The following is a 23,325-nucleotide window of genomic DNA, read 5'->3' on the forward strand; positions in this document are numbered from 1 at the left end:
TAATCTTCTCCATGGAACGGTCCTTCCTTTGTGGCGCCTCTCTACGCGACCACGTTAGGCACTTTTGATGCCGGTTCGAAGGGCCGTTCCACACCATCAATGAAGGGGGGCAGTCCGCCGCCGGCGCTGCTATCGAGCATCTGTTGCAGATGCATCCGCATTCCGCGCAAGCGACGCAGGCTGCACGCCAGAAGCAGCAGACGCTTGCCGATTGGCTGGCCTCCGAAACCGAATCCCGCGGCGGTGCCGGAATGATTCCGCAGTTGGTCGGCGAGGTGCATGTGGTCCCCGAATTCCTCGGCAATCGCGCGCCGTTCGCGGATCCTGATGCGCGTGCGCTGATTGCCGGGCTCGATATGCGCGCGGATCTGGACAGCCTGCTGGCGCTTTATCTCGCCGGGCTGTGCGGTCTCGGCTGCGGCGCGCGGCAGATCGTTCGCGCCCAGCAAGACAAGGGCATCGCGGTCGATACGATGGTGGTCAGCGGTGGCGCCGCAAAGAGTCCCCTCGTGCGGCAAGTCGTCGCCGATATGACAGGCTTGACGGTCGCCGCGTCGGCCTCACCGGAGGCCGTCCTGCTCGGCTCCGCCATGCTTGGATCGGTTGCTTCGGGCGACCATGCCGATCTCGGCGAGGCGATGCAGGCGATGTCGGTTCTGGGAGACATCCATCGACCCCAGGCCGCTCTGGCAGATTGGGCCGACCGGCGCTTTGCAGCCTTCGAGGCCCTGCAAAAGGTCGGTCGGGATATCAGAAGCGCTTCCTAGCCGCTCTGCAGGCTGGACCCGGTGTCCCCAGGCACGCTCGTTTCTGGCGCCCGTGTTGGCTGTTGTGCGCGAGGGCCCTCGACCCTCTTTCATCATATCGACACATATGTCATGATAGAAATACAAATGTATAGTCCAGGTGTCCTTGCCTGGCGAGGGAGGGCTGCCCATGGGTAGGAAAGTCGCATTCATTGCGGCCTTGTTCGGCGCGTTGGCACTGGCTGGTCCGGCGCAGGCACGGGTCGAGGTCCAGTGGTGGCACGCCATGAGTGGCGTCCTCGGCGACCGGCTCAATGAGCTGGTCGAGAAGTTCAACAGCTCGCAGGACAAGTACACGGTCGTGGCGGTTGCCAAGGGAAACTATGACGAGGTGACCAACGGGGTGATCGCCGCCTATCGCGCCAAGCGGCCGCCGGAGATGGTGCAGATCGCCGAGCGCGGTTACATGACCATGCTGCTGTCAGGGGCCATCGTTCCCGTGCAGGATCTGGTGGAGCAGAAGGGTTACAAGATCGACTTTTCTGATTTCATCAAGCCCGTGGCGAGCTTCTGGAGCTACAAGGGGCGGATGTCCGCGATGCCCTTCAACTCGTCGACGCCCATCTTCTGGTACAACAAGGATCACTTCCAGAAGGCCGGCTTCGACAAGCCGGCCGAAACCTGGCAGGAGCTGGAGAAGCAGCTCTACGCCATCAAGTCCAAGGGGATCAGCGAGTGCGGCACGGTGCTGCCCGGCGATTTCTACTGGAGCCTGCTCGAGAACTACAGCGCCATCAACAACCAGCCCTACGGCACGCTCGCGAACGGCTTCGACGGGCTCGGCACCGAGTTCGTCTACAACAAAACGAAGGTGGTATCGCAAGTCGCGCGGCTCAAGAAATGGCTCGATGACGGTGTGATGCAGATCGCGGGCCAGGGCTTCAGTCCCGAGCAATTGTTCACGTCGGGCCGGTGTTCGACCTTCGTCAATTCGACCGCCTCGCACGGCAACATCGAGCGCAACGCGACCATCAACTGGAGCGCCACGTTCCTGCCGCACGAGAGCGACATTAATCCGCCGCTCAACAGCACCATCGGGGGCGGCGCCATCTGGGTCATGAAGGGTCACACGCCGGAGCGCTACGAGGCCGTCGCGGCCTTTCTGGATTTCGTCGCCCAGCCGGAAACCCAGGTCTGGTGGCACGGTGCGACCGGTTATGTTCCCGCCACCAACCGCGCCTATGCGCTCGCGCGGGAGCGGGGCTATTACAAGGATCATCCGACAAGAGAGATCGCGGTGCTGCAGCTCTCGCGCGGCACGCCGAACGAGAACTCGCGCGGCTTCCGCTTCGGCAACTTCGTGCAGACGATGCTGGCGCAGCGCCAGGAGGTCGAGGCCGTGTTCGCCGGTCAGAAGCAGCCACAGCAGGCGATGGATGACGCAGTCAAGCGGGGTAACGAGATCCTGCGGCAGTTCGAGAAGCTCAATGCCGGGAAGACTCCGGAAACCGAGCGTCCATGACGCTGCGCCTGTCCATCCCGTGGCGTGACGCTTGCGCCCCCGTGCTTCAGAGAAGGCACGGGAGCGGCGGGTCCAAGGCCCAGCCGGTGGCGGCCGCCGGCAGCTCGCGCAGGGCGGGAAAGACGCGGCGGCGCGAGGAGGCCGGACTGAAGCGCGCCAATTTTGGCGACGGTCCGGGCCTGCCGACGCTGCTGTTGCTGCCGCAATTGCTGATCCTGCTGTTCTTCTTCTTCATTCCATCGCTGCGGGCGCTGATGCAATCCGTCCTGCTCAGCGATCCCTTCGGCAATAATGTCCAGTTCGTCTGGTTCGACAATTTCAAGGCGCTGCTGGCGAGCACCGACTACCGCCAGTCGATCGCGGTGACGTTCTGGTTCACGGTGGCGCAGAACGTGCTGACCTTGGGCAGCGCGCTCGTGCTGGCCTTCGCCACCGACAGGATCGTGCGCGGTCGCTCGGCCTATCGCACGATCATCCTGTTGCCCTATGCCATAGCGCCCGCGATCGCCGGCATCCTGTGGGCTTTCCTGTTCAATCCGGCGGTCGGCCCGCTCGCGCAGGTGCTGCACAGTTTCGGCATTGCCTGGGACCCCAACCTCAATCCGACCGATGCGCTGATCCTGGTGACGCTGGCCGCGTCCTGGAAGCACATCTGCTACGACTACATCTTCCTGGTCGTAGGATTGCTCGCGGTGCCGGTCTCGCTGATGGAGGCCGCCGCCGTGGACGGCGCGGGACCGATCCGCCGCTTCGTCTCGATTGCGCTGCCGATGCTCGGGCCCACCATCTTCTTCCTCACGGTGATGAACTTCATCTATGGTTTCTTCGAAACTTTCGCCATCATCGATGCCGTGACGAAAGGCGGACCAGCCGGTGCGACCAACATTCTGGTCTACAAGGTCTTCGTCGACGGCTTCGTCAATCTCGATCTCGGCTCCTCGGCCGCACAATCGGTCCTCCTGATGAGCTTTGCGCTGATCTGCACGCTGCTGCAATTCCGCTACTTCGACCGCAAGGTCAATTACGGGGTCTAGCCGCATGGTCGAACGCTCGCCGGTCCTCAACATGGTCTGCCATGCGATCCTCATCGCGGGCGCGCTGATGGTCTGCGTACCCCTGTATTTCGCCTTCGTGGCGGGCTCGCTCACGGTGGCCGAGGTGCAGAAGGTGCCGCTGCCATGGCTGCCGGGCGGCCAGTTGTTGGACAATCTGCAGCTGGCCTGGAGCAAGGGCAATTTCAGCCGCACCTTCGCCAATTCGATCATCGTGGCGCTCGGCATCACGGCCGGCAAGATTGCGGTATCGCTGCTCTCGGCCTTCGCGATCACCTATTTCCGCTTCCGCTATCGAATGCTCGCATTCTGGCTCATCTTCATGTCGCTGATGCTGCCGATCGAGGTTCGGATCGTGCCGACCTTCGAAGCCGTGGCAAATGCGGCGCTGCCGCTGCAATGGCTCCTGGAAACTCTGCGTGTCGCCGATCTCTGGACCTGGATCAGCGGTCATAAGATCGCGATCGCGCTCGAATGGAACATGGTCAATACCTATCCCGGGCTGATCCTGCCGTTGATCGCCTCGGCCACCGCCACGTTCCTGTTTCGGCAGTTCTTCCTGACGATCCCGGAGGAGCTGTGCGAGGCGGCGCGGCTGGACGGCGCCTCGCCGCTGCACTTCTTCTGGAGCATCCTGCTGCCGCTGTCCGTGCCGAACATGGTGGCGCTCGCCATCATCCTGTTCCTGTTCGGCTGGAATCAGTATCTCTGGCCGTTGCTGTTCACGACCGACAAGGACATGGCAACGGCGGTCATCGCGTTGAAGGGCCTGATCCCGCGCTCCGACAGCGAGCCGGCCTGGAACATCGCCATGAGCGGTGCGCTTCTCACGATGTTGCCGCCGGTATTGGTCGTTCTGCTGTTGCAACGCTGGTTCATCAAGGGTCTTGTCGACAGCAGCAAGTAGGTCTGATCATGGTTTTCATCGCCGGGCATCGCGGCGGACGCAATCTTTGGCCGGAGAACAGCCTGACCGGCTTCCGCAATCTGTGCGGGGAAGGGGTCGACGCAGTCGAGTTCGACGTCCATCAGAGCACGGATGGCGGTCTTGTCGTGATCCATGATCCGCTGCTCGATCGCACCACCTTCGAGACCGGGCCGGTGGGCGAGCGCAGCCTGCGGCAATTGACGGCAACGCGCCTGCGCGATGCCGGCGATGACTGCATTCCGCCCCTGGACGAGGTGCTCGATGTGTACAGCGAGACCACGTTCGAGCTGCATATCGAGATCAAAACGGATGCCCTCGGCAATCCCTATTCCGGCCTCGAGGCGCGCCTGATCGACCAAATCAAGCGCCGGGGCTTGGAACGGCGCGCGGTCGTCACCTGCTTCGTGCCCGGCGTGATCGAGACCGTGCGCCGGCTGTGGCCGGAGGCGCGGGTGCTCGTTTCGCTCGACCGCCGTTCCGCAGAGATGATGGGCGGGATTGAGCCCGCGCTGGCGCAATTGGCGGCTATTCCCGGCTGCATCGTTGCGGTTGAAAAATCGCTGCTGGGGCTCGCCTTGCCGCTCGCCCTTAGGATGCTCGGCTCCGAGCGCCTCGGCGCATGGGTGACCAACGAGCCGGAGGATATCGCTTACTGGCTTGCCCAGCCGGTGCGGCAGATCACGACCGATCGGCCGGATCTCGCCGTGAGCATTCGTCGCAGGCTCGAAACGATGCCGGCGCGCCCATGATTCCGCGCCGCCGCTTTCTCGTGGGATCGCTGGCGAGCGCCGCCCTGGCTGCGCCCGCCGGCTTCGTGCGGGGAGCGCCGGTGTCGTTCAGCGCAGATCCCTTCACGCTCGGTGTTGGCTCGGGATGTCCGCGTCAGGATCGCGTCATGCTGTGGACCCGCCTCGCGCCGCAGCCGCTCGAGGGCGGCGGCATGCGGGACGCGTCGGTGGACGTCGAATGGCAGGTTGCGGACGACGAGGCCTTCTCGCGCATCGTCGCCCGTGGCGTCGCGCGGGCGACGGCCGAGCTTGCCCATTCCGTGCATGCCGAGGCGACCGGCTTGCTGCCGGACCGTGTCTACTGGTACCGGTTCCGTGCCGGCCCGGCGCTCAGCCCGGTCGGACGCACGCGAACCGCGCCTGCGGGGTCGGCGCGGCCCTTCCGCTTTGCCTTCGCCTCCTGCCAGCAATACGAGCAGGGCTATTTTGCCGCCTATCGCGACATGGCCGCACGCGATCTCGACCTCGTCGTGCATCTCGGCGACTACATCTATGAGAAATCCTGGGGATCGCGCCACGTCCGCCAGCACGGCGTCGGAATTCCGACCACGCTCGAGGAATTTCGCAACCGCTACGCGCTCTACAAGGGCGATCGCGATCTGCAGGCGGCGCACGCCGCCTTTCCCTGGCTGTCGGTCTGGGACGACCACGAGGTGATGGACGATTATGCCAATGCTCGTTCCTACACGGTGGGCGATGCCGCTCAGTTCCTGAAGATCCGTGCGGCAGCCTATCAGGCCTATTACGAGCACATGCCGTTGCCGCCCTCGGCGCAGCCACGGGGGGCCGACGCCACGATCTACGAGCACTATCGTTTCGGCGAGATGCTCGACGTGCTGCTGCTCGACGACCGGCAATATCGCTCGGCGTCGGCCTGTGTCGGAGGCGGACGGCCGACTTGGGTGACGGACTGCGCGGACCGGACGGACGAAGCGCGAACGATGCTGGGCCGCGAACAGGAACGATGGCTCGATGCGCGCCTGCGCGACTGCCGCGGCCGATGGACCATCGTCGCGCAGCAGACCTTGATGGCACAGGACAAGCGGAAAGGGGATGACGGCGCGCGTTTCTGGATGGACGGCTGGGACGGCTATCCCAATGCCCGCCGCCGGCTACTTGATTCGCTCGTGGCGCAGCGACGGCGCAATCCGATCGTGATCGGCGGCGACCGCCACGCCTTCTTCACCGCCGATCTGAAGCAGGACTTCGCCCGGCCGGACGGGCCGACCATTGCGACCGAGTTCGTCGGCACCTCGATCACCTCGGACGGGCCGAGCGAAGCCGGAGTCCGCAAGGCGCTGGCGGAGAATCCGCACCTCATCTATGCGCGTGGCGACAAGCGCGGCTATGCGACGGTCGAGCTCGACGCCCGGCATTGCACCGTGGGATTCGAGGCCCTCGACCACGTCAAGGACGCCGGCAGCGCCGTGCGGCGGCTGACGAGCTTCGTAGTCGAGGACGGCGTGCCGGGCGCGAAGGCCGCATGACGATCTCCGCAGGGTGCCGATTTGACGGCCAACGAAAGATCGCCTCAAATGCTCCGACGTCCGACCTCGTTTCGAGGCCGCTGCTTGGGACTGCGCCGTGACTGATCAAACCATCCTGCGGGTCGCCTGGCTCTACTACATGGAGAATCTGACCCAGGCCGAGATCGGCGAGCGGCTGGGGCTGACCCGCGCCCGCGTCAACCGCATGCTTTCGGATGCCCGGCAGACCGGCATCGTCAATATCCGCCTCAACTCCGCCTTTGCGAGTTGCACGGAGCTGGAGCACCGCCTGCGCCGGGAATGCGGCCTCGAGGATGTCGTCGTCATTCCGAGCCCGGAGAATCCCGAGCAGACCGGCAGCCTGATCGGGATGGCGGCCGGAGCCTATTTGTCGAAATTCCTCGAGCAGAAGCGCCCGCGCATCATCGGGATCGGCTGGGGTGCGACCTTGCGCGAGACTATCCGTTACGTCACGCCGGCGGACTATCCTGATCTCTCGATCGTCTCGATGATGGGCGGCCTGTCGCGCGGGCTGGAGCTCAACACGTTCGAAATCGCTGGCGAGCTCGCGCACCGGCTGCACGCCCAGTGCAGCTATCTGGCGGCACCGATTTTCGTCAGCAGCCGCCGCTCCCGCGACACCTTCCTGGCCCAGGAGGTCTATCAGGAGGTGCTGAACAGCGTCGAGAAGATCGATCTGGCGCTGCTCAGCATGGGAGATTTGACGCCGCGCTCGCTCTTGATGCGGCATGGACTGCCGCCGGACGTGCGTGCCGAGCAGCTGCGGGCGGCGGGCGCCGTCGGCGACGTGCTGGCGCAATTCCTCGACAAGGCCGGCCGGCCCATCGATCACGGCATCAACAGTCGCGCCATTGCGATGCCGCTGGAAAAGCTGGCGCGCGTGCCGACCTCGATGCTGATCGCCGGGGGGCTGAACAAGGCCCCGATCATCGCGGCGGTGTTGCGCGGCCGGATCGGCAAGGTGCTGGTGACGGACGAGAACACCGCCGTCGCCGCGCTGAAGCTGTTCGACAAGCAGAAATAGCGGCATTTCCGTAGCGTAGAGGGGAGCGCGCCTTCGGTACCGGGAGCGCGATGGTCACGCACGTGCGCCGTGAGCATGTGGAAAGCATTTGTCACCTGACAATTACATATGTAATATAACGGAGACAATTACTCAGAGGGAATGCTTCGACATGCGCGCTGCGGTGCTCCAGGACATTCGTGATATCCGCGTCCTCGATATTCCCGAGCCGAGGCCGCTCGCGGATGACGAGCTCATCATTCGCGTCAAGGCGGTCGGTGTCTGCGGCAGCGACCTGCACTCCTATCTTGAGGGCGGAACGACGGGCCCGACGCAAGTCAGGCCGTTCGTCCTGGGACATGAATTCTCGGGCGTCCTGACGCCGGACTCGGCCCGCAAGGCGGGGTTCTCGGCCGATGCGCTGGTGGCGGTCGATCCGTCCATTCCCTGCGGCCGTTGCGAGTGGTGTCACCGCGGTCACACCAATCTCTGCCCAAATGTAAAGTTTCTGGGCTACGCGCCTCACAACGGGGCAATGGCCGAATTCGTCTGCGTGCCGAAATCCGCCGTGCATGTGGTGCCTGACAGCATCGATCCCGCCGGCGCGGCGATCCTGGAGACGCTCGGTGTCGCGATCCATGCCATGGATCTGGCGCGACCGCGGCTTCAGGAGACCGTGGCGGTGCTCGGCTGCGGGCCGGTGGGACTGCTGCTGGTGCAGCTGGCGCGGCTCGCGGGTAGCGGCAAGATCATCGCGATCGACCCTGTCGAGCAGCGCACGGCACTGGCGTGCGACCTCGGTGCGGATGTTGCCTGCCGCAGCTTCGCCGAGGTCGGTGAAGCCACCGAAGGCCGCGGCGTCGATCTCGTCATCGAAGCGACCGACTCCTCGCACGGCTTCGAGCATGCCGCACGCTGTGCGCGCATCGGCGGCCGGGTCGTTCTGGTCGGCATTCCCGAGAACAACCAGTATGTCCTCAGCGGCGCGGAGTCGCGCCGGAAGGGGTTGTCGATCAAGTTTTCGCGCCGCATGCCTGAGGTCTATCCGCGCGCCATCGCCCTCGCGCAGTCTGGGCAGGTCAAGCTCGCGCCGCTGGCGACCCATAGCTTCTCGCTCGACCAGACGCCTGCCGCGTTCGAGCAGCAGGTCGCGCGGCGCGACGGAATCATCAAGGCGATCATCTGCCCGTAAGGCCATGGCGAAATCATCCAAACTCGTCGTCGCGAGAAAGGGCCGCGTCCTGATGGTGAGGCGCAGGCGCGACGGGCTCTGGATGTTTCCGGGGGGAAGACGGCGGGCAGGCGAGAGCGACAGGCGCTGCCTTCGACGCGAGATCAAGGAGGAGTTGCCCAAGCTGAAGCTCGGGCCGTTGAAGCTCTGGAAGGAAGTGAAGGCGAAGAAGGCGGAACCGGCCGGCGGATGAGCGATGCGATCTTCCTGGCCAAGAAGGTGTCGCGGCGCCTGAAGGTCGGCGACAAGAAGGAGATCGACCGCGCGGTTTGGCGGAAGCCGCGCGGCGCCAGATTGACCCCGACCTCTCGCTACATCCGCGACAAGCTGTTTCCGCGATAGCGTTCCGTCATTGCAGCGCCTGGCGCAGAAGCGCCAGCAACTCGTCGTGGATCAATCCGTTGGAGACGATCTTGTCGAGATCTTCGTTGCGGCACGGCCGTCCAGTCAGCGTCGTGACCTTGCCGCCGCCGGCCCACACCATTGGCATCGCGGCCGCGTGCGAGACGATGTCGGCCTTCAGCGAGACAAAGCCGTCGAGGCGGCCCGAGGCCACCATCGTCGTCTCAAAGGCGCCCGAAACGACGATACGCACGCCGCGCACCACCTCGCCGAGCAGTTCGATGACACGCGCCGTCCGCCGGACTTCCTCGGGCGTGAAATGCGAGGTCAGGATCACGGAGATGACCGCATCCGACAGCGAACGCGTCGAGGAGACGCGGGCCGGCACGCCGTCGATCGTCGCGCCTTCCCCGGCGAGGTAGCGCGCCTTCAATCCAATCTTCGGCGCGTCGATCAGGCCAAGTTTGGTCTCGCCGCCGACCTCGTAGGCGACCGTGACGGAAAACCACGGCAGCCCGCGCGCGTAGTTGATCGTCCCGTCGAGCGGATCGATGATCCAGCGCGCGGCGTGATCTCCCGGGCTTGCGCCGCTCTCCTCGGCCAGGATGCCGGCATCCGGCGTCAGGCGCTTCAGGCCGGCGACGACGATCGCCTCGGAGGCGAGGTCCGCCTCGGTGACGATGTCGAGCCCCTCCTTGCGCTCGGTGTGCAGGGGCGAGAATTGCATCGCGACCAGCCTGGCTGCGGCCTCGTCGACGACCGTGTCCGCGCGGGCCAGCAGGGTCGAAAGGCCGTCATCTCGATCCGTCCTGGGCTGGCGATCGGATACGAATTCGAGCGAGCACCCGTAGTCTCCGATCGGGACCACGTGGCTGCTGACGCCCATGTCCGGCTGCCAGCAATGCAAGGCAAATCCGGGCGGCTCCATGATGAAGCGGTTGGCGTGCCCGGGTCGCAGGTCGAGCGCCACTTGATGTGCCGTGCCGGGGGCGACATAGCCCACCGTGCCCGCATAGCGCGTCGTGATCGAGCGATGGTAGTGGCCGCACAGCACGCGTTCGATTTCGAGATGGTCCTTGATAATTGCGTCGAGCGGATCGGCCCCGATGAGGCGCAGCTCGTCCATCCCGTCGGCTCCGACCAGGAACGGTGGGTGATGAATGATCACGAGCGTCGGCTTGCCGCCCCCCGCCGCCAGTGCGTCGCGCAACCATTGCTGTCGCGTCGCGCAGAAGGTCCCGTGGCCTTGTCCGGCTTCGACGCTGTCGAGGAACACCAACCGCAGCGGGAAATCGTCCACGACGAAGTTGATGAAGCCATCGGGCGGCAGATAATGGTGGCGTGGCCGGAGCGAGCGGACGAGCTGTTCGCGGTTATCGTGGTTGCCGGGAATGACGAACACAGGTATCGGCAGCCTAGCGAGGCCGGCGTCGACGATCCCGTATTCCTCCGCGAGCCCGCCATCCGTAAGGTCGCCGCTGACTACGACACAATCAGGCCGCGGGTCCAGCATCAGAACCGCGTCGATGGCGTCGTGAAACATCGCGTTGGTATCGACGTGGCCGTAAGCGAGCTTGCCGCGCGATCGCACATGGAGATCGCTCAGCTGGGCAATGATGAACACGTAATTCCGTCTCCTGAAGCGTTGCGGCCGGCACGTGGCCGTTGCCGCAATCGATGATCCAGTACTTAAGAGCTCTTCATCAAGGCGTTGCTTTCCTTGACCATGCGATCGAGCCCGGCCTCGGGGGTGGTCTCGCCGCGCATCACGGCGTGGATGGTCTCGCGCTGCGTGCGCCATATCTTCACGGACTGCCCGCCGGGGTAACCCTGCCAAGGCTTCGCGCGCTCGATCTGCTGCGAAACGGTGCGGAAGTTCGGGTTCTTATCGTAGAACGGGGCCAGGAATTCGGGCCCCGAGGCGCGCAGATTGGTCGGCATGTAGCCCGTGGTCTCGACCACGATCTTCTGCGCTTCAGGTCCGCTCACGAACTTCAGGAACTCCCAGGCGGCCTGCTGCTTTGCGGCGTCCTTTGCCGTGATGATCGCCGCGTTGCCGCCGGTCGGCAGTCCGCCCTTCTGCTTGTCGTCGATCGGGAACGTGCAGGTTCGCAATGTGAACTTGTCGCCGATCAGGTCGGTGACCTGGCGCAGCCGGGCCGGCGTGTCCGCGAAGACGCCGATCTTCCCGGCGATGAACTGCTGGCGCGAGGAATCCCAATCGATCAATGGCATCTTGGCGTCAGCGACGAATCTGCGGCAATGGCTGAGCGCCTTGAGCCCGGTCTCGTTGCCGAAACCGGCAGCGGTTTCCGATGCGTCGAGCATCTGGCCGCCGCCCTGCAGGATCAGGGAGCGGAACAGCCAGTCGTCCGGCCAATCATGGATGTTGTAGGCGATGCCGGCGACATCGGTGCCCTTGGTCTTGATGTTGGCCGCCAGGTCGATCATGCCGGGCCAATTGTCGGGCATCTTGTCGGGATCGCCGCCGGCCGCTTTCACGAGCTGCGTGTTGAAATAGATGACCGGCAGGGATGCATTGAACGCGAGACCATAGATATTGCCGTCGACCGCGCCGAGCGCCAGGATTCCGTCGGAGTAGTTGGCCTTGCGCCAGGCGGCATCCTCCTTCTGCAGCAAGGGCGCGACTTCCGTGATCTGGTTGCGTTTCACCAGTGTGCGCACGAGCTCCGCGAGCAAATGGTAACCCGAATAGTAGACGTCGGGAAGCTGGTTGGTGACGGCCTGCCGCAGCATGGTTTGATGACCTTCGTCATAGCTCGCCGCCGGGGCCCGGAACTGGACCTTGATGCCCGATCGCTGCTTCATGAATTCCTGGGCGATCGGCTCGTGGAATTTCGCGAAGGCGGGGAAGGCATAGAGGACGTCCAGCGTCACTTCCTGCGCCTGTGCGGAGCGCGCCAGAAACGGGCTTGAAAGCGCGGTGCTCCCGACGGCGGCGGCGCTCTTCAGGAGGTCTCGGCGATGCAGCATGACAGTGTCTCCCCTAGCAGTGGTTGACGTCACTTGATTCCGGTCATCGTGATGCCGGCGATGAAATGCCGCCGCGCGATCAGGAACGCGATCACCAGCGGCGCGGTGATGATGGTGGCACCGGCGGCCAGCGCGCCGTAATTCGAGCCCAGCTCGGAATCGGCGAAATACATCATGCCGAGCGGAGGTGTTGCGAGCTTGGTGTCGGAGACGACGATGAGCGGCCAATAGAGGTCGTTCCAGTGCGCCACGACCGAGAAGATCGAGAACGCCGCAATGGCAGGCCAGGCGCTCGGCACGACGATGCGCCAGACGATTTCGAATTCGCCGACGCCATCGAGCCGCGCCGCTTGGATGATCTCGTCCGGATAGGATTTGAAGAACTGCCGGAACAGGAAGATCGCGAAGACCGACAGGAAGAACGGCATCATCATCGAGAGGTAGGTGTTGAGAATTCCGAGCTCGGCGAACGCGATGTAGAGCGGGAGCGAGGGCGCCTGGACCGGAATGCAGAGCCCGAGCAGGACCAGCGAGAAGAGGACCGGGCGTCCCGGAAATTTCAGCTTGGCGAGCGCGTAGGCGCAGGGAATTGCGACCAGCAGCTGGACGATGAGAATTCCGCCGCAGACGATCAGTCCGTTGAGCAGGAAGCGCAGCAACGGCGCGGTGCTCAGGGCGGATTCGAAGTTCTGCCATCCATAGAACTGACGCGGCCAAAGCCGAAACGTCGCCTCGAAGATCTCGCCTGGCGGCTTGATCGCGCTCGTCAGCATGAAGACAAAGGGCAGCAGCATGAAGACGGCGCCGCCGATCAGCACCGCGTGCACGAGTGCGAGCGAGACGAGGCGGCGTATCCGGATCGCGACCGGTGCGGAAGGGCGGAGGATCGTGGCTGGCTGATGCATCAGTAGTGCACCCGGCGGTCGAGGACGAAGGTCTGCAGCACGGAAAAGACCAGCGTGAACGCCAGGAAGACCAGCGTGAGGGTCGCCGCATAGCTCATGTGAAAATACTGAAACCCTTCGAGATAGATCGCATACAGCAGCACCTCGGATGCACCTCCGGGGCCGCCACGGGTCATCACCGCGACCGTGTCGAAGATCTTGAAGGCCGTGATGAAGGTCGTCACGGTCACGAACATCGTGGTCGGACCGAGCATCGGCCACGTCACTTTGAGAAAGCGGTCGACGGGATGGCTCGCGCCGTCGATGTCGAGGGCCTCGTAGAGATCCCTTGGGATCGCCGAGAGCCCGGCGAGGAATAGCACCATGTTGAAACCGATGAGCTGCCAGATGCCGATCGCGGCGAGGGTCGGGATGACGAGGCTAGGCTCGCTCAGGAATGCCGTCGGCCCTAAACCCAGGCTCTTGAGGACCTGATTGACGAGCCCGAGGGTCGGATGCAGCAAGAACTGCCACATCGTGGCCATTGCGATGAGCGTCGAGGTGACCGGGAGGAAGTAGATGACCTCATAGAGGCTGCGCGTACGCTTGCGCTGATGGATCAGGATTGCGACCAGCAGCGAGATCAGGACGCCGCCGGGCACCACGATCGCGACATAGAGCAGGGTGTTGGTCACCGAACGCCGGATCACGGGATCCTGGAGCGCCGTGTTGAAGTTCTTGAGGCCGACCAACGAGAAGTCGAGCGCGCCCAGCTCGTAATTGGTGAAGCTCAGGAATGCGAGGGCGGCAAGAGGCGCCAGATTTGTCAGCACCAGCAGGATGAAGGCCGGCGCGGCAAAGCCCAGCCCCGCGAACCGCTCGATCCAGCGTTGGCGGCTGGCCGGCGGCGCGGCGCCGAGCGGGGCGATCTCGACCGCGGCGGTGGTCATCGGACCTCGCTCGCGCGGCGCAAGTCGCGGCCAGCCGCGGCGCGGCTGTCAGCCTCGATGCGTCGGCCGTTGTTGTCGAAGACGTGACAGTCCCGCGGCTCGAAGGAGAGCGTGACCTCGCCCTCGGGGATTGGCACGTCGTTGTCGATCCGGCAGAGCACTGCGACCTCGGGTGAGGCCGTGAGGTCGAAATGAAGAATGCTCTCCGAGCCGAGATTCTCGCGGCGTCGGAACCGGCAGGTGATCGTGCACGGTCCGCCTCCGATCCGCATCGCCTCCGGACGCACGCCAACCATCAATTCCGGGGCAGGGGCGTTCCGAACGTCGATCGGCAGCGTGCGGCCGAGAAGCTCGACCTGGCCACCGGGGCCGAGGCGGGCTGGGAGCAGATTGATCGCCGGACTGCCGATGAACTGGGCGACCGCGGTCGTGGCGGGACGCTCATAGACTTCGGCGGGCGTGCCGAGCTGGAGGATGTCGCCGTGATCCATCACGGCCAGGCGATCGGACATCGTCATCGCCTCGACTTGGTCGTGGGTGACGTAGATCATCGTCGCGCCCAGCCGTGCATGGAGCTCGGTCAGCTCGCCGCGCATGTGCACACGCAGCTTGGCATCGAGGTTCGACAATGGCTCGTCCATCAGGAAGGCTTGCGGGTGACGCACCATTGCGCGGCCGAGCGCAACGCGCTGTCGTTGCCCGCCCGAGAGCTGCCCAGGCCTGCGATGAAAGAAGGTTTCGATGCGAAGCTGCTCGGCGACGGCCCGCACCTCGCGCGCAATTTCGCCCATGACGCGCCGGCGGCGGGAAGACAAATGACGCATGATCGGCAGGCGCTCGAACAGGTTGAGGCGCGTCATGGTGAGCGGCAGCGCGATGTTGTCGAACACTGACATGTGGGGATAGAGCGCGTAATTCTGGAACACCATGGCGATTCTGCGCTCATGAGGCCGCAGATGATCGACCGAGGTCTCGCCGATCGACACCGAGCCGCCGTCCTGCGATTCGAGGCCGGCGATGATGCGCAGGAGCGTCGACTTGCCGCATCCGGAGGGACCAACCAGCGTCAGAAATTCGCCGTCCGCAATGTCTAGATCGATGTCGTTGAGGACAGTCGTGTCGCCGAAAGTCTTATGGATGCCGCGCAATGTGAGGCCGGCCATCGCGGATTAGTCCTCAGCTTTTCGGGGCGGATAGACTTCGTGAACGACGTCGTCGATCCAGTAATCGGTAAGGCCAGGCACCGGACGAATGCTCACCTCGATGTTCTCGCCCTCGATGTCGTAGACCACTGCGCCGAGCCGGGCGGCGCCGCCCATTGGCGGCGCCAGTTTCTCACCGACCAGAAAGCCGGCCGCCGGCCCCCAGACGTAGTGCGTTCCGTTTAGCCGGATCTCGTGCCAGCGATGCAGATGACCGCTGGCTACGATCTCGACCCGGTAGCGATGCAGCAAATCGAGCAGGGCGCGGCGTGGCTCCGGTTTGACCGACCAGTAACCGGTGTCGCCCTCGGTCGGTGATTCGATGAACAGTGGCCGATGCGTGAACCAGGCAAGGCGACGCCCAGCAGCATCGGCCATCGCGGCTTTGAGCCATTCGGTTTGCCGCGCCTCCTCGGGGCCGCCGCCGAAGATCATCGAATTGAGCCCAATCAGGCGCCACCCGTCCAGATCGCGTAGCCAGCAGTCGTCGCCGAAATGTCGACGAAAGCGATCGAGCCGCTCCTCATTCACCGGCTGATGCAGATTGCCCACCTCGCCGACGTCATGATTTCCCGGAACCGCCACGAACGGGACGCCGAGCGACGCCAGTTGAGTTGCGCAATAGGCTGCGTCGGCTTCCTGATCGGCGGCGTCGACCGTTACATCGCCGGTATGTATGACGAGATCTGGTTTATGATGCGCGATCCAACGCGCAAGCGGCGTCCAGTTTGCATCGAAGTGCTGCTTGCTCGGGCTGAGATGCGTATCGGAAATCTGAATGATTCGGACCATGACGCCTCTGCTGGATACCTCCTCCCGCTGTAGATCCGTCGCGCCCGCGGTCTATCGCTGGATTGACTTCGCGCCTTGTCTCTGCGCGTTGAATGATTTTGTAACAAGCGATTTGAGGTTCGGACGTTATCCTCTTTTGACGCACCCCATTTAGCAGCTTGAATTAGCGGACTATACATATGATCATAACTTGTGACAAATGTAATTTTACGGGACGTGAGCCATGGGGCACGATGAATTTGTGATCGTCGTCAGAGTGACGGGTGCCCTCGTCATAGGCGCGATGATTGGATTCGAGCGTACGTTTCACGGTCGACCGGCAGGGTTTAGAACCCATTCTCTGGTGTGCGTCGCATCAGCGATTCTGATGATCGTAACCGTCTATCAGCACCAGTGGATGACGTTCCTTGAACATGATGCGATCCGAACCGACCCGACGCGCATGGCGCAGGGGATCATGACCGGCATTGGCTTTCTGGGCGCGGGAGTCATCTTTAAGGAGGGCCTGACCGTGCGTGGACTGACAACGGCGGCGTCCATTTGGGTTACCGCGGCCATCGGTGTTCTGGTCGGAATAGGGTTCTGGTTTGCTGCCGTTGTCGGTGCCCTCGCGACTCTGATTGTGCTCGCCTTGTTCAGGTATATCGAGGCTCGGTTGCCTAGCGAGTTTTACGCCCATCATATGCTTCGGTTCGCCCGAGATCGGGTCATGGGTGAAGATGAAGTCCACAAGATGATCGGCGCTCACGGGTTTACCATCGCCAACCTGTCTTCCCGGTTAAGCGAAGGCGGGCTGCAGTTTGAATACCGCATGACGATCAAGAGCCGCGACCGGCTTAATGCAGAAAGACTTGCTAAACATCTGCGCGGTTTGCCAGAGGTAATCGAGTTTCGCATTACCCCGACGGGCGACTAGGCCACGTACCGTGGTCCGTGCTCATTGCCAGGTCCTCCCGCAATTGCGACAGCGGCTGAGCGGAACGAAAGGCGGCTCGCTGAATGGTTAGAGTTGCAACGTGGGAGGGCAATCCATACCGCTTTGAACAGGGGAGTGCAGCAGCGCAGTTGAGCGTGCGGAAGGGACGGGATGTCGCTTCGGTGCTCAACACATGCTTGGTACGTCAGCAAATCATCGGTCGGGATGAAGACAACTGGCGCGCGCCGCACAGCTGACGTGTCCGGCGAGGTCTCTCGGTGCCTTGGTATCTAGGCGATCGTCTTCAAATACAGGCTCGGATCGAAGTACTTGCTTGCTGGCGTGAAGTCCTTGATGCCGGCGTTGGCCATGAAGAAGTCTGTCGACTGCTGCAGCCAATTGGTGACCGTCCCGTCCGAGTACATCCGTTTCCAGTCCTTGGACGTGAACATCTTCTGCGCCTTGAACGACTCGTTGATGTCCGACAGCGGCGTCTGGCTGTAATGACCCTTCTGCAGCTTCTCCATCGCCTCGTTGCTGTTCGCGACGATATAGTCATTGGCATCAGCCCAGCCGCGGATCAGCTTGGCCAAGGTCTCCTTGTTGGGTTCGTAATAGTCGTTCGCCGCCGCCCAGCCGCCGATGATGGCCGCCTTGGGATAATAGGCCGACGCATCGGCGAGCATGGTCGCGCCCGGCACCTTGTCGCGGACGGTGACGTTGAAGGGCACCCAGAGCGCCACGGCAGGCACGGCGCCGGAGATGAAAGCGGTCACGGCCGCCGGCATGGTCTGGTTGACGAGCTCGACCTCCTTGGGATCGACCTTGTTGGCCCGGAGTGCCGTATCAAGGAAGACGTGCGCGGTCGTGCCCGTCGCGGTCGCGATGCGCTTGCCCTTGAGGTCCGCAAATGACTTGATGCCCTGATCGCCGCGGACCCACAGCTGCGCGGTTGCGACCTCGATGTCGTTGATGAGAAATACCTTGCCTTGGCCGCGCGCCGGGAAGTTCGAGAGGACAGCACCGGTCGCCAGCACGTCGAGGCTGCCACCGATCAGCGCCTGAAAGATTTCGAGGCCGGTGTTGAACTGCCGCAGCTCGAGATCGAGGCCCTGCTTTTCGAAGGAGCCGCGGTCCATGCCGGTCCAGATCTGGCCGTCGACGGCGACGGTGTGGAGATAACCAACGCGGACTTTTGTTTTCGCTTGCGCGATCGCCGGTGCCAAGGCCGTGAAGGTGCCGAGCGCAAGGCCTGCCGTCGTGGTCAGAAATTGCCGCCGATCCATGATGTGTCCTCCGTTTTGCTTGTTATTCCGACAATGAGACCGGACGCATCTGCGCCTGCTGGGCGCGATATTCGTCCATCACCAGCTGCCTGATATGGCTGCGCAGCTCCGCGAATTCCGGACGCTCCTGGATCGACTCGTCGCGCGGGTAAGCGAAGGGAACGTCGATGATCTCCCTGATCCGCGCCGGCCGCGCCGTCACCACCACGATGCGGGAGGCGAGGTAGATCGCCTCCTCGACGGAATGGGTGATCAGCATGACGGTCTTGCCTTCGGTCTCCAGCACCTTGAGCAGCAGGTTCTGCATGTTGGAGCGGGTCTGGGCGTCGAGCGCCCCGAACGGCTCGTCCATCAGGAGAAACTGGGGCTTCACCGCATAGGCACGCGCGATTGCGAGGCGTTGTCGCATGCCGCCGGACAGATGCTTCGGATACGAATTGGCGAAGTCGGACAGGCCCATCAGGCCGAGATAGTGATCGCAGATCGCGTCGCGCTCGGCGGTCGGGACGTGGTTGGTGCTGAGCGTCAGGCCGAAGGCGATGTTCTGCTTCACCGTCAACCAAGGGAAGACGCCATATTCCTGGAAGATGACACCGCGCTCGGGGCCGGGACCGGCGACGGGACGGCCGTCGAACAGTACCTTGCCGGTCGTCGGCTTCTGGAAGCCGGCGAGCATGCTCATCATCGTGGTCTTGCCGCAGCCGGACGGCCCGATCACCGCGATGAAGTCGCCGTCGTTGATGTCGTAGCTGACGTTCTCGACGACGTTGAGACGACCCTTCGGCGTCTCGAAGGACAGCGACACCTTGTCGAACTGCGCGCGCTTGTTCATGCGATGGCCCGATCCTGCCAGACCAACAGCCGCGCGGTGATCTTGCGCAGGATCAAATCCATGATCAGCGCGATCAGGCCGATGCAGATGATGCCGACATAGATGACGTCGAGCAGGAAGTAGGTCGAGGCATTCTGGATCATGGCACCGAGCCCGCGCTGCGCCGCGATCAGCTCGGATGCGACCAGCGTCGCCCAAGCGACGCCCAGCGCCACGCGCAGCGCCGTGAGAATGTGCGGGACGGTGAGGGGAATGATGACCTTGCGAAAGATCTCGGTCTGGTTGGCGCCGAGCGTCTGCGCCACGCGGATGTAGAGCGGCGTGATCTGGGAGACGCCCTCATACATCACGATCACGCCGGAGAAGAACGAGGCGTAGAACAGGATGACAAGCTTTGCGAGCTCGTCGACGCCGAAATAGACGATCACCAGCGGGATCAGTGCGATCGGCGGCAGCGCGCGAAAGAAGTTGATCATGGGGTCGGCGAAGGTGCGGGCGGGGCGATACCACCCGAGCAGAAATCCGACCGGCACGGCCACGAGGATGCCGAGCGCGACGCCGAGAAAGACGCGCCGGGTCGAAGCAAAGATGTCGATCAGCAGGCCTTCCTTGGCCAGAAGCTCGAAGAATTTGGCGGCGACCTGGTGCGGCGCGGGGATCAGCGAGACGTTGACGAAGCCGCTCCAGCGCACGGCGTACCAGAGCAGGATTGCACCGATCCACGGTATCAATCCGAGACCGAGGCGTCTCAGGCCAGCTCCGTTCATTCGACGCGTCCACCCAGATTGCGGTTGATGTTTTCAAACGTCATATTATAAATAGGATGACCATACAAGTGGCGCCTTTGGTCGTAGGCGTCGCAGGCTTTCCCGCATGACATCGCCGCATTTCACCATCCGAAGCGTCCAGGCCTTTGGCTATCGCTACCCGCTGACCACGCCGGTTATCACGTCCTTCGGGCGGATGAAGGATCGGCCGGCCGTCTTCGTCCGCGTCGAGGACGGCGACGACAATGTCGGCTGGGGTGAAGTGTGGTGCAATTTTCCAGCACCGGGAGCCGAACATCGTGTTCGGCTCGTCAACGAGGTGCTTGCGCCAGCTCTGGTCGGATTCACCGCCTCCGAGCCGTCCGCTGCGTTCGCGCATCTGACACGGGGAACCTCGGTGCTTGCGCTGCAATCTGGCGAAGCCGGCCCGTTTGCGCAGGCGATCGCCGGCATCGATCTCGCCGTCTGGGATCTCTTCGCGCGCCGCCAGAACGTTGCGTTGTGGAAGCTGCTCGGCGGGGCGAGGCGCACGATCAATGTCTACGCCAGCGGCATCAATCCGGTCGGGTCCGAGCAGACGGCCGAAGCGGCCCTGAGCCGCGGATACCGCGCGTTGAAGCTGAAGATCGGCTTCGATCCGGCAACCGACCGCGCCAATCTCGCCGCGCTGCGCCGTCTTGTGGGCGAAGGTCTGCTGGCCGCCGACGTCAATCAGGGCTGGACCATTGCGCAGGCATTGGAGCTCGCGCCGCAACTGGAGCACTTCGGTCTCGCCTGGCTCGAGGAGCCGATCCGCGCCGATCGTCCCCGGCGGGAATGGGCGCAATTGCGCGAGGCCATCCGCTTTCCGCTCGCGGCCGGTGAGAACATCGCGAGCCATGCCGGCTTTGCCGAGGTGCTGCGTGAGCCGGTGCTCGGTGTCGTCCAGCCGGACATCGCCAAATGGGGCGGGCTGTCGGCTTGCGCTGGCATCGCGCGCGATATCCTTGCGTCCGGAAAGATGTTCTGCCCGCACTATCTCGGCGCCGGCATCGGCCTCCTGGCATCCGCGCATCTTCTCGCCGGCGTCGGCGGCGACGGGCTGCTCGAAGTCGACAGCAACGAAAATCCGCTGCGCGACCGCTTCTGCGGTCCCGTGCTCGATGTCCACGACGGCATGATCACGCTCGGCGACGAGGCAGGTCTCGGCATCACGCCCGATCTTGCCGCCATCGAACAATACCGGACGATCTGATGTCAGCACGCGGCTACGACTACATCATCGTCGGCGCGGGCTCGGCCGGTTGCGTCGTTGCAAACCGACTGTCGGCCGATCCGTCCTGCCGCGTGCTGTTGCTGGAGGCCGGCGGGTCGGATCGAAATTTCTGGCTGAAGCTTCCGGTCGGCTATTACCGGACCATCTACAACGAGCGGTTCTCGCGCCTGTTCAGGACCGAGCCCTCGGAGGGCAGCGGCGGCCGTGCCATCGTGTGGCCGCGCGGCCGCGTGCTCGGCGGCTCGTCCTCGATCAATGGTCTGATCTTCATCCGGGGCCAGCACGAGGATTTTGACGATTGGGAGCGCCTTGGCGCCGATGGCTGGAGCTATCGCGAACTCTTGCCGTATTTCCGGCGCTACGAGCGCTACCGCGGCGGCGAGAGCCAGTTTCATGGCGGGCTCGGAGAGTTCGAGGTCTCCGATCTCCGCAACGACAACCAGGCATCGAAGGCCTGGGTCGAGGCGGGTGTGGAGTTCGGCCTGCCGCGCAATCCCGACTTCAACGGTGCCACGACGCTGGGCGTCGGCACCTACCAGCTCGGCATCGGGCGGCACTGGCGGACCAGTTCGGCCTCTGCGTTTCTGCGCCCCGTCGCCGGCCGTCCTAATCTCACCATCATCACCCATGCGCAGGTCAGCAGGGTCGTTTTCAACGGTCGCGTCGCCACCGGCGTCGAGTGGATCAGCAAGGGGCAGGTCCACAGTGCGGCGGCTGATCGTGAGATCATCCTGTCCGGCGGCGCGCTGCAGTCGCCGCAAATCCTCCAGCTCTCCGGCGTTGGTCCAGCCGATCTGCTGCGCAAGCTCGGCATTCCCGTTATTGCCGAGTCTCCGGAGGTCGGCGCCAATCTCCAGGACCATTATCAGGCCCGGCTGATCGTCCGCCTCAAGGATCGCATCTCGCTCAACGACCAGGTCCGCAATCCCGTTGAGCTTGCGAAGATGGGTCTGCAGTGGATGCTGGCGGGCAGCGGCCCGCTGACGGTCGGGGCGGGGCAGGTGGGCGGCGCAGCCTGTACGGAATACGCGGTCGGCGGACGGCCGGACGTGCAGTTCAACGTGATGCCGCTGTCGGTCGACAAGCCCGGCGAGCCCCTGCACGGCTATTCCGGCTTCACCGCCTCGGTCTGGCAGTGCCACGCAAAGTCGCGCGGACGGCTTGCGATCAGCTCAACAGATCCGTTCGAACAGCCGCGTATCGTACCAAACTATTTTGCCGAGGAGATCGACCGCAAGACCATTGTTGCAGGTCTGAAGATTCTCCGCGAGATCTATCAGCAGAGGGCGTTTCGCCCGCTCTGGGACATCGAGATGGTGCCGGGTGAGGCAGCAAGGGATGATGCCGGGCTGTGGGATTTTGCACGCAATACGGGGGGCACGGTGTTTCATTGCGTCGGGACATGTCGCATGGGCGGCGACGCGCAGGCCGTGCTCGATCCGCAGCTGCGCGTGCGCGGCGTCGAGCGGCTGCGGGTGATCGACGCCTCTGTGATGCCCCAGATCACGTCGGCCAACACCAACGCGACCAGCCTGATGATTGGCGAACGCGGTGCCGCACTGGTCATGGCTTGATCGCGCGGCCTGAATTGTGGAGGGCGAGATGGAATTGAGTTCCGATAGTCACGTCCCCAAATACGCGCAGATCGCCGACATCTTTAGGCAGCGCATCGCACGCGGCGTCTGGACCCAGGGGTTTCGCCTGCCGGCCAACGAGGAACTGGCAGCCGAGTTTGGCGTGTCGCGCGTCACGATCAGGCAGGCAGTGGAGCTGCTCGCCCGCGACGGCGTGATCGAGGCCCAGCAGGGCCGCGGCACCTTCGTCACGGGGGCCGTGCGGCAGGATCGCTGGCTCAAGGTCGAGACGACGCTCTCCGATCTCGCCGACATGTACCGCGACACTTCGCCCGAGATCATCAATATCTCGGAAAGCCGCACCAACGCGCCGCTGCTTCCCGGCGACGGCAAGCCGGCCGAAAAATATGTCTTCATGCGTCGGCTGCATTCGCGGGAGAAGCAGCCGTATTGCGTCATTTCCATCTATCTCGACGAGAAGATCTTCCGCAGGTCACCGAAGCGTTTTCGCAACGAGACCGTGATTCCGATCCTGAACGATCTGAGGGATCCCGCCATCGCCAGCGCGCGCCAGACCCTGACCATAGGTGCCGCGGACATCGAAGCCGCGCGGCTGCTGCGCGTTCCGCTGAATTCGCCGGTAGCAGAAGTCCGCCGCATCTTCACGACCGCGGACCGCACTGTAATCTATCTTGGCGAAGTCACCTATCGCGGCGACTTCGTGCGGATCGACATGGATCTGCGGCCCTAGCC

General features: G+C 63.7%; 20 protein-coding genes and 2 pseudogenes. 13 read left to right on the forward strand and 9 right to left on the reverse strand.

Translation table 11 applies throughout. The features are described from left to right. Nucleotides 1–95: 95 nt before the first annotated feature. The 9 genes and pseudogenes from IVA91_RS27180 to IVA91_RS27220 all read left to right on the forward strand — a co-directional run. Nucleotides 96–767: pseudogene (locus tag IVA91_RS27180) on the forward strand (FGGY-family carbohydrate kinase); the annotation flags it as partial. 169 nt (nt 768–936) lie between these two features. Beyond that, complete coding sequence (locus IVA91_RS27185; RefSeq protein WP_247279435.1) at nt 937–2,268, forward strand: extracellular solute-binding protein; 1,332 nt, start codon at nt 937–939, stop codon at nt 2,266–2,268. Continuing rightward, nucleotides 2,265–3,302: an ABC transporter permease subunit gene (locus tag IVA91_RS27190; protein ID WP_247279434.1), complete on the forward strand. Its 1,038-nt coding sequence runs from the start codon at nt 2,265–2,267 to the stop codon at nt 3,300–3,302. Before IVA91_RS27185 ends, IVA91_RS27190 begins: the two co-directional genes overlap by 4 nt. 4 nt (nt 3,303–3,306) lie before the next feature. Beyond that, on the forward strand, nt 3,307–4,227 hold the full coding sequence (locus tag IVA91_RS27195) for an ABC transporter permease subunit (RefSeq protein WP_247459494.1): 921 nt from the start codon (nt 3,307–3,309) through the stop codon (nt 4,225–4,227). Nucleotides 4,228–4,235: 8 nt separating this feature from the next. Beyond that, nucleotides 4,236–4,997 carry a glycerophosphodiester phosphodiesterase family protein gene (locus IVA91_RS27200; RefSeq protein ID WP_247279432.1) on the forward strand — a complete coding sequence of 254 codons (762 nt, stop codon included), beginning with the start codon at nt 4,236–4,238 and terminating at the stop codon, nt 4,995–4,997. Continuing rightward, nucleotides 4,994–6,523 (forward strand): alkaline phosphatase D family protein, encoded by a 1,530-nt coding sequence (locus IVA91_RS27205; protein WP_247279431.1) that lies wholly within the window; start codon nt 4,994–4,996, stop codon nt 6,521–6,523. The genes IVA91_RS27200 and IVA91_RS27205 overlap by 4 nt, the downstream gene beginning before the upstream one ends. A gap of 97 nt (nt 6,524–6,620) precedes the next feature. Then, nucleotides 6,621–7,568: a sugar-binding transcriptional regulator gene (locus tag IVA91_RS27210; protein ID WP_208764256.1), complete on the forward strand. Its 948-nt coding sequence runs from the start codon at nt 6,621–6,623 to the stop codon at nt 7,566–7,568. 151 nt (nt 7,569–7,719) lie between these two features. Continuing rightward, complete coding sequence (locus IVA91_RS27215; RefSeq protein WP_247279430.1) at nt 7,720–8,739, forward strand: alcohol dehydrogenase catalytic domain-containing protein; 1,020 nt, start codon at nt 7,720–7,722, stop codon at nt 8,737–8,739. A 4-nt stretch (nt 8,740–8,743) separates the two neighbouring features. Then, nucleotides 8,744–9,120, forward strand: a pseudogene (locus tag IVA91_RS27220) (NUDIX hydrolase). A 7-nt stretch (nt 9,121–9,127) separates the two neighbouring features. Here IVA91_RS27220 and IVA91_RS27225 read toward each other — a convergent pair. The 6 genes from IVA91_RS27225 to IVA91_RS27250 form a co-directional block, all read right to left on the reverse strand. Further along, the gene (locus tag IVA91_RS27225; RefSeq protein ID WP_247459496.1) at nt 9,128–10,744 is read right to left on the reverse strand and encodes an inositol monophosphatase family protein; all 1,617 of its coding nucleotides are present in this window, start codon (nt 10,742–10,744) and stop codon (nt 9,128–9,130) included. A gap of 65 nt (nt 10,745–10,809) precedes the next feature. Further along, a complete protein-coding gene (locus tag IVA91_RS27230) occupies nt 10,810–12,114 on the reverse strand; it encodes an extracellular solute-binding protein (protein WP_247279428.1) in 1,305 nt (434 codons plus the stop codon). A 29-nt stretch (nt 12,115–12,143) separates the two neighbouring features. Next, on the reverse strand, nt 12,144–12,908 hold the full coding sequence (locus tag IVA91_RS27235) for a carbohydrate ABC transporter permease (protein WP_247279489.1): 765 nt from the start codon (nt 12,906–12,908) through the stop codon (nt 12,144–12,146). A gap of 110 nt (nt 12,909–13,018) precedes the next feature. Continuing rightward, a complete protein-coding gene (locus tag IVA91_RS27240) occupies nt 13,019–13,948 on the reverse strand; it encodes a sugar ABC transporter permease (RefSeq protein WP_247279427.1) in 930 nt (309 codons plus the stop codon). After that, nucleotides 13,945–15,111, reverse strand: coding sequence for an ABC transporter ATP-binding protein (locus IVA91_RS27245; RefSeq protein ID WP_247279426.1), 1,167 nt, complete (start codon nt 15,109–15,111; stop codon nt 13,945–13,947). The genes IVA91_RS27240 and IVA91_RS27245 overlap by 4 nt, the downstream gene beginning before the upstream one ends. Nucleotides 15,112–15,117: 6 nt before the next feature. Further along, nucleotides 15,118–15,942: a metallophosphoesterase gene (locus tag IVA91_RS27250; RefSeq protein ID WP_247279425.1), complete on the reverse strand. Its 825-nt coding sequence runs from the start codon at nt 15,940–15,942 to the stop codon at nt 15,118–15,120. Nucleotides 15,943–16,165: 223 nt separating this feature from the next. On the opposite strand from IVA91_RS27250, the gene IVA91_RS27255 reads away from it, so the two are divergent. After that, the gene (locus IVA91_RS27255) at nt 16,166–16,858 is read left to right on the forward strand and encodes an MgtC/SapB family protein (RefSeq protein ID WP_247279424.1); all 693 of its coding nucleotides are present in this window, start codon (nt 16,166–16,168) and stop codon (nt 16,856–16,858) included. A gap of 290 nt (nt 16,859–17,148) precedes the next feature. Here the strand turns inward: IVA91_RS27255 and IVA91_RS27260 are convergent, their stop codons facing one another. The 3 genes from IVA91_RS27260 to IVA91_RS27270 are packed head-to-tail and all read right to left on the reverse strand — an operon-like array spanning nt 17,149 to nt 19,743. Beyond that, a complete protein-coding gene (locus IVA91_RS27260; protein ID WP_247279423.1) occupies nt 17,149–18,144 on the reverse strand; it encodes an ABC transporter substrate-binding protein in 996 nt (331 codons plus the stop codon). A gap of 22 nt (nt 18,145–18,166) precedes the next feature. Beyond that, nucleotides 18,167–18,976: an ABC transporter ATP-binding protein gene (locus tag IVA91_RS27265; RefSeq protein WP_247279422.1), complete on the reverse strand. Its 810-nt coding sequence runs from the start codon at nt 18,974–18,976 to the stop codon at nt 18,167–18,169. After that, nucleotides 18,973–19,743, reverse strand: a complete 771-nt coding sequence (locus IVA91_RS27270) for an ABC transporter permease (protein WP_247279421.1) — start codon at nt 19,741–19,743, stop codon at nt 18,973–18,975. Before IVA91_RS27270 ends, IVA91_RS27265 begins: the two co-directional genes overlap by 4 nt. Before the next feature lie 106 nt (nt 19,744–19,849). Here IVA91_RS27270 and IVA91_RS27275 point away from each other — a divergent pair, with 106 nt between their 5' ends. Genes IVA91_RS27275 through IVA91_RS27285 form a run of 3 tightly spaced genes read left to right on the forward strand, consistent with a single transcriptional unit; the run spans nt 19,850 to nt 23,323 of the window. Continuing rightward, nucleotides 19,850–20,977 (forward strand): mandelate racemase/muconate lactonizing enzyme family protein, encoded by a 1,128-nt coding sequence (locus tag IVA91_RS27275; protein ID WP_247279420.1) that lies wholly within the window; start codon nt 19,850–19,852, stop codon nt 20,975–20,977. Continuing rightward, the gene (locus IVA91_RS27280; RefSeq protein WP_247279419.1) at nt 20,977–22,572 is read left to right on the forward strand and encodes a GMC family oxidoreductase N-terminal domain-containing protein; all 1,596 of its coding nucleotides are present in this window, start codon (nt 20,977–20,979) and stop codon (nt 22,570–22,572) included. The genes IVA91_RS27275 and IVA91_RS27280 overlap by 1 nt, the downstream gene beginning before the upstream one ends. A 28-nt stretch (nt 22,573–22,600) precedes the next feature. After that, nucleotides 22,601–23,323: a GntR family transcriptional regulator gene (locus IVA91_RS27285; protein ID WP_247279418.1), complete on the forward strand. Its 723-nt coding sequence runs from the start codon at nt 22,601–22,603 to the stop codon at nt 23,321–23,323. Nucleotides 23,324–23,325: the final 2 nt, after the last annotated feature.

The sequence above is a fragment of the Bradyrhizobium sp. 153 genome, from assembly GCF_023073835.1.
Taxonomy (GTDB): domain Bacteria; phylum Pseudomonadota; class Alphaproteobacteria; order Rhizobiales; family Xanthobacteraceae; genus Bradyrhizobium.